At 63.4% G+C, this 5,521-nt stretch carries 6 protein-coding genes; 3 read left to right on the top strand and 3 right to left on the bottom strand.

The window, feature by feature from the left end:
* The first annotated feature begins 758 nt into the window (after nt 1-758).
* From H2509_RS08060 to H2509_RS08050, 3 genes are all read left to right on the top strand, one after another.
* Nucleotides 759-1,247, top strand: a complete 489-nt coding sequence (locus tag H2509_RS08060) for a translation initiation factor 2 (RefSeq protein WP_182164148.1) — start codon at nt 759-761, stop codon at nt 1,245-1,247.
* A 151-nt stretch (nt 1,248-1,398) separates the two neighbouring features.
* Entirely contained in the window at nt 1,399-1,632 is a 234-nt protein-coding gene (locus H2509_RS08055) for a DUF4160 domain-containing protein (protein WP_209001872.1), read from the top strand.
* Nucleotides 1,619-2,083 carry a hypothetical protein gene (locus H2509_RS08050; RefSeq protein ID WP_182164146.1) on the top strand — a complete coding sequence of 155 codons (465 nt, stop codon included), beginning with the start codon at nt 1,619-1,621 and terminating at the stop codon, nt 2,081-2,083. Before H2509_RS08055 ends, H2509_RS08050 begins: the two co-directional genes overlap by 14 nt.
* Nucleotides 2,084-2,199: 116 nt before the next feature.
* Here H2509_RS08050 and H2509_RS08045 read toward each other — a convergent pair whose 3' ends face one another.
* The 3 genes from H2509_RS08045 to H2509_RS08035 form a co-directional block, all read right to left on the bottom strand.
* Complete coding sequence (locus tag H2509_RS08045) at nt 2,200-2,961, bottom strand: ABC transporter permease (RefSeq protein WP_182164144.1); 762 nt, start codon at nt 2,959-2,961, stop codon at nt 2,200-2,202.
* Nucleotides 2,958-3,884, bottom strand: coding sequence for an ABC transporter ATP-binding protein (locus H2509_RS08040; protein WP_182164142.1), 927 nt, complete (start codon nt 3,882-3,884; stop codon nt 2,958-2,960). Before H2509_RS08040 ends, H2509_RS08045 begins: the two co-directional genes overlap by 4 nt.
* Before the next feature lie 586 nt (nt 3,885-4,470).
* The gene (locus H2509_RS08035; RefSeq protein ID WP_182162602.1) at nt 4,471-5,475 is read right to left on the bottom strand and encodes an IS30 family transposase; all 1,005 of its coding nucleotides are present in this window, start codon (nt 5,473-5,475) and stop codon (nt 4,471-4,473) included.
* Nucleotides 5,476-5,521: the final 46 nt, after the last annotated feature.

Genomic DNA, 5,521 nt, shown 5'->3' with positions numbered 1-5,521 from the left:
GTTACTGGATGCCCGGTCGAGCCGGGCATGACAGGATATGCTGCGGCCTTCGGGTGGATCGCCGGATCTGGGCCCGGCGAAGACGAGCGGAGAGGAGGTGCCTGTTCTCCGCGTCAGTGGTTACTGAATGCCCACCTTCGTGGGCATGACAGGGCTTGTGGGCGCGTTCGTGCAAGCACGACAGAGTGGGTAGCCTTTCTGCCCCACCCTCTCGGCTCGTCATACGCGGGCTCGACCCGCGTATCCATGCAATATCACCCCTTGCCGCAGACTCTCCATGGATCGCCGGATCATGCCCGGACTCGATCCGGGTACCGGCGAAGACGAGGGGAGAGACGTCCCGTCCATTCCGCTGCAGAAATAGATGCAGCCCCCGCCCCAAACTCCGGTGTCATCCCCGTGAAAACGAGGATCCAGTAAACACCTGCCTCAGCGGCCAAATCTCCGATGCTGGCGGTTACTGGATACCCACCTTCGCCGGGCATGACAGACTATGTTGAACCTCTCGCCCCACACCTCATTCTGCCGTCGCTCGGGCCGCCACCACCCCGCTCCAGCCGCACTTCTCCGACCGTAGAAAAACCATACCGAACCAGCGTCACGCTGTCAAGGAATTTTTTCCTATTTTTCTACCTGTGCGAGCCAAGGCCTTTTCCCACCACGAATTTCGGGTATTCAGCGATTCAACATGGACCTTCCCTGCCGCCGGTGGCAGGTTCTCCGCCTATTCAACCATGACGTTTGGTTGGGGGGAGTATATGACAAGACTTGCATTGATGATTGCCTGCGGCCTGCTCGTTTCGGGCTGCGCCACCGCCGTTCGCGGCACCACCGAGGAAGTCACGGTCGTCGTCGATCCCGACGATGCCCAGATCACCACCACCGTCGGCCACACCTGCTCCGGCAATCCCTGCTCGGTCCGCGTATCGCGCAAGGACGACTTCACGGTGACGGCGAAGAAGGAGGGCTACAAGCCCAAGAGCGTCCACGTCGTCTCCGACGTTTCCGGCAAGGGTGCGGCCGGCGCGGCCGGCAACATCCTGCTCGGCGGCGTGGTCGGCCTCGGCGTCGACGCCATCAGCGGCGCCACGCTGGACCACAAGCCGAATCCGGTCCTGATCGAGCTGGAGCCGGAAGATCCATCCAACAAGGCGACCCCTCCGGGAAACCTCGACGAATACCGGAAGCAGATCGAGGAAGAACAGCAGAAGATCGCCAAGCAACAGGCGAACCGCGCCGGGACCTGATCCTTCAGCCAACCGCCCCTCGCCGCCGCGGCGAGGGGCATGACGGCAGGGCTGCTTCAGCTGGCTCCAGATCTAGAATGTGCAATTAATGCACATTTTCCATTGCATTTTGTGCAGTGAATACACATCATCCGTTTTGCCGGACGCTTTCATGCCGACCATTCACCGGCTATCGATTTGCAGGATCGTCATATATGCCGATGACCATGCCCCGCCCCACTTCCACGTCCTAAGCGCGGATGGTGGCTACATGGTCGATATCGCGACCCTTGCGATCATTCGCGGCACGGCACCAGCCGGCCACTCCGATGGAGCCCTGGAATGGGCGGCGGCGAACAAGGCTCTGCTGACGGCAAAATGGGACGAATACAATGAACGCGACTGATCCGAAATTCGATCCGACCCCGATGCCCCGTCTCGCTTCCGTCGCGCCTGCCGGCAGGTATACCGTGACCGTCAGCTGGTCGCAGGGGCCTCGCGCCGGCATCACGGAAACCGTCGACCTCGCGCCGCTGATCGAGCAGTTCAGGCTCTACGCGCCGTTGCGTGGCAATCAGGCTCTGTTCGATGCCCTCGGCATTGTCGACGGCGGCGTAGCCATCGAATGGGCCGACGGCGAGATCGACATGGCCGCGACCAGCGTCGAGCGTCTCGCCGCCGAGCAGATGACCGGACAGGACTTCGCCGAATTCCTCAAGCGCAACCGCCTCACGCGGCAGGCCGCCGCCGCCGAACTCGGCCGCAGCCTGCGGGCCGTCCAGGACTACGTGAAAAGCACGGGTCCGATCCCGCGCATCGTCGCCCTCGCCTGCAAGGGCTATGAGGCAAGCCGCTAGCCCCGCCCCCGCCGTCATCTCCGCGCAGGCGGAGATCCGGTGGATACCTGTCGCCGTGGCCAATCCGCCAGAGCTGGCGGCTAACGGATGCCCGATCGGGTCGGGCATGCCCCACTTCACGATTTCAGCCGATACCCCGTCTTGAAGATCCAGCCGACGATGGCAAGGCAGATGGCCAGGAACAGGAAGGTCATGAACAGGCTGACCCCCACATTGACGTCGGCCTGGCCGTAGAAGCTCCAGCGGAAGCCGGAGACGAGGTAGACCACCGGATTGAGCAGCGTCACCTTCTGCCAGAAGGGCGGCAGCATGTGGATCGAATAGAAGCTGCCGCCGAGGAATGTCAGCGGCGTGATGATCAGCAGCGGCACCAGTTGCAGCTTCTCGAAACTGTCGGCCCAGATGCCGATGATGAAACCGAACAGCGAGAAGGTGATCGCCGTCAGGATCAGGAACAGCAGCATGAAGACCGGATGCTCGATCCGCAGCGGCACGAAAAAGCCGGCGGTGGCCAGGATGATGGCGCCGACGATCAGCGACTTGGTCGCCGCCGCCCCCACATAGCTGACCACGATCTCGAGGTAGGAGACGGGCGCGGAGAGGAGTTCGTAGATCGTGCCGGTGAAGCGCGGGAAGTAGATGCCGAAGGAGGCGTTGGAAAGGCTCTGCGTCAGCAGCGACAGCATGATGAGGCCCGGCACGATGAAGGCGCCGTAGCTCACGCCGTCGATTTCGGTGATGCGCGAGCCGATCGCCGCGCCGAACACGATGAAATAGAGCGAGGTGGAAATCACCGGCGAGACGATGCTTTGCAGCAGCGTGCGGCCGGTGCGGGCCATCTCGAACCGGTAGATGGCGGCGACGGCGTGAAAGTTCATCGATTGTCCCTCACGAGGCTCACGAAGATTTCCTCAAGCGAGCTCTGGCTGGTCGAAAGGTCGCGGAAGCGGATGCCCGCCTCGCCGAGATCCTGCAACAGGGCGGTGATGCCCGTGCGCTCCCCTTGCGTGTCGTAGGTGTAGACGAGTTCCCGGCCGTCGCCGGCAAGTTCCAGGTGATGGCCGTTCAGCCCGGTCGGCAGGGTGTCCAGCGGTTCGGCGAGCTGCAGGGTCAGCTGCTTGCGCCCGAGCTTGCGCATCAGCTCGCTCTTTTCCTCCACCAGGATGATCTCGCCCTTGCTGATGACGCCCACCCGGTCGGCCATCTCCTCGGCCTCCTCGATATAGTGGGTGGTCAGGATGATGGTGACGCCGGTGTCCTTCAGCCGCTCCACCACCCGCCACATCTCGCGGCGCAGCTCGACGTCGACACCCGCCGTCGGCTCGTCGAGGAAAAGGATCTGCGGCTCGTGCGCCAGTGCCTTGGCGATCAGCACGCGCCGCTTCATGCCGCCCGACAGCGTCATGATCTTGCTGTCCTTCTTCTCCCACAGCGACAGGTCCTTCAGGATCTTTTCGATCAGCGCCGGGTTTTTCGGCTTGCCGAACAGGCCGCGCGAGAAGGACACCGTGGCCCAGACGGTCTCGAAGGCATCGGTCGTCAGTTCCTGCGGCACGAGGCCGATCATCGAGCGCGCGGCGCGGAAGTCGCCCAGAATGTCGTGGCCGGCGACGGTGACGCTGCCGCTCGTCATGTTGACGATGCCGCAGATGATGCTGATCAGCGTCGTCTTGCCCGCGCCGTTCGGCCCCAGAAGCGCGAAGACCTCGCCCTTCTCGATTTCCAGATTGACGTTCTTCAGCGCCTGGAAGCCCGTGTCATAGGTCTTGGAAAGCGACTTGACGGCAAGGATTGATGGCATGATCGGAGAAACCGCGGATTTGGAGATGGGCGTGGCGGGCGAGCCAGACAATACCGGCCCGGGCAGGCGAACATATAGGCCTGTTTCGCGCCATGTGCCAGATTCGGCGCAAAGTTCGACGACACTTGCCCGCCACGCACTGCAGGGTCATCCCGGCTTGGCCATGCGCTTGCGCGCACGCGGGCCGGCATGACGGCAGAAAGTATTTTGGGCCCCTGCTCCTTGCTCAGGTGTCATCCCCGCGTAGGCGGGGAACCAGTAACCGCCTGCGACAGCGATTGAATCTCCAGCCTTCGCGGTTACTGGATGCCCGGTCGAGCCGGGCGTGACAGAGTGTGTGGGCGCATCGGTGCAAACACGACAGAGCGTGCGGCTGCGTCTTCGCTGCAACCCCTCGGTTCGTCATACGCGGGCTCGACCCGCGTACCCATGAAGCGCCAGCACATTTCGCCGCCGTCCGATGGATCGCCGGGTCTTGGCCCGGCGAAGACGATAGGAGAGGCGGCGTGTCCTCCGACGATCGGAGATGGTGCTGGCACTTGCCGTGTACCCAGGGTGTCATCCCCGCGCAGGCGGGGAGGTGGATTCACGTTTGAAGTGCAACACGGTTGAGGAGTTCCGAGAAGACCTCATTTGGCGTCCTGAAGGCAAGGCATTTGCGCGGGGTATTGTTGTAGTGCTCGACCAACTGTCGGATTTGGCCTTGATCGATGGTTGCCAGATCCGACTTGCGCGGCAAGATCTTGCGCATGCGGCCGATGGCATTCTCGATGCCACCCTTCTGCCAGGGGGCGTGCGGATCGCAGAAGAAGGTGGCGAGGCCGAGCCTGTCCGTGAGTTCGAAATGCAAGGCGAATTCCGTGCCATTGTCGAAGGTGAGCGACCGGCGCAACAGGCGGGGCAGCGGACCGAAGCGCTGAACCAGGGCCTGGACGACGGCGCGCGCGGTCTTTCGCGACAGCCGATCGATGGTGAGGATGCGCGAGCTGCGCTCATGGGTGACCAGCACATACTGGCCATAGCGGGAAAAGGCCATGAGGTCGGCCTCCCAGTGGCCCGGCGTGGCCCTGTCGTCGGCCTCGGCGGGACGTTGGGCCAGCGGGCGGCGCAGCTTGATGAAGCTGACGGACGAGCCGCCGCGCAGGCCCAGGCGGCCCCTGCGGTTCTTGGCGCGCGGCAGTAGGCGGTGCCAGTAATCCTTTTGCGCCGAGCGGTGATAAACGAAGCGGTAGATGGACTCATGGCTGATGAGCGTGCCACCGTGCTCGCGCGCCAGCCGGCCGGCGATCTGTTCGGGTGACTGTCCCATCGCAAGGCGTTGCCTGACCATGTCGCGCAGCGCCGGCTGGCGTGCCAGCTTGTAGCGGGCATCCCAGCGCCGGCGCCGGAGGGCCAGTCCGTGCGCCCGTTCCCCGTCATAGCTGCCGCACCACTGCTTGGTCGGCCTGGCATTGCGCCGCAACTCGCGGCTGATCGTGGCAGCCGAACGACCCAGTTGCCGTCCGATCCAGCGCAGCGAGCGCCCTTCCCGGTGCCACAGCTCTATCTTTACCCGCTCCCGCAGGCTCAACTGATCGTAACTTTGTCCCATCGCGGCAACACCTTAGCAGGTGTTGCACTTGTTTCGTGAATTCAGC

The organism is Stappia albiluteola, from assembly GCF_014050225.1.
Lineage (GTDB): Bacteria > Pseudomonadota > Alphaproteobacteria > Rhizobiales > Stappiaceae > Hongsoonwoonella > Hongsoonwoonella albiluteola.
Note: the sequence above shows the minus strand (reverse complement) of the source record. Positions and strands in the feature narration are given on the sequence as shown.

Excerpts from the sequence above, each read along its gene's own strand:
- H2509_RS08060 (WP_182164148.1), top strand. The coding sequence starts at position 759 with ATGACAAGACTTGCATTGATGATTGCCTGCGGCCTGCTCGTTTCGGGC.
- H2509_RS08055 (WP_209001872.1), top strand. The coding sequence starts at position 1,399 with ATGCCGACCATTCACCGGCTATCGATTTGCAGGATCGTCATATATGCC.
- H2509_RS08050 (WP_182164146.1), top strand. The coding sequence starts at position 1,619 with ATGAACGCGACTGATCCGAAATTCGATCCGACCCCGATGCCCCGTCTC.
- H2509_RS08045 (WP_182164144.1), bottom strand. The coding sequence starts at position 2,961 with ATGAACTTTCACGCCGTCGCCGCCATCTACCGGTTCGAGATGGCCCGC.
- H2509_RS08040 (WP_182164142.1), bottom strand. The coding sequence starts at position 3,884 with ATGCCATCAATCCTTGCCGTCAAGTCGCTTTCCAAGACCTATGACACG.
- H2509_RS08035 (WP_182162602.1), bottom strand. The coding sequence starts at position 5,475 with ATGGGACAAAGTTACGATCAGTTGAGCCTGCGGGAGCGGGTAAAGATA.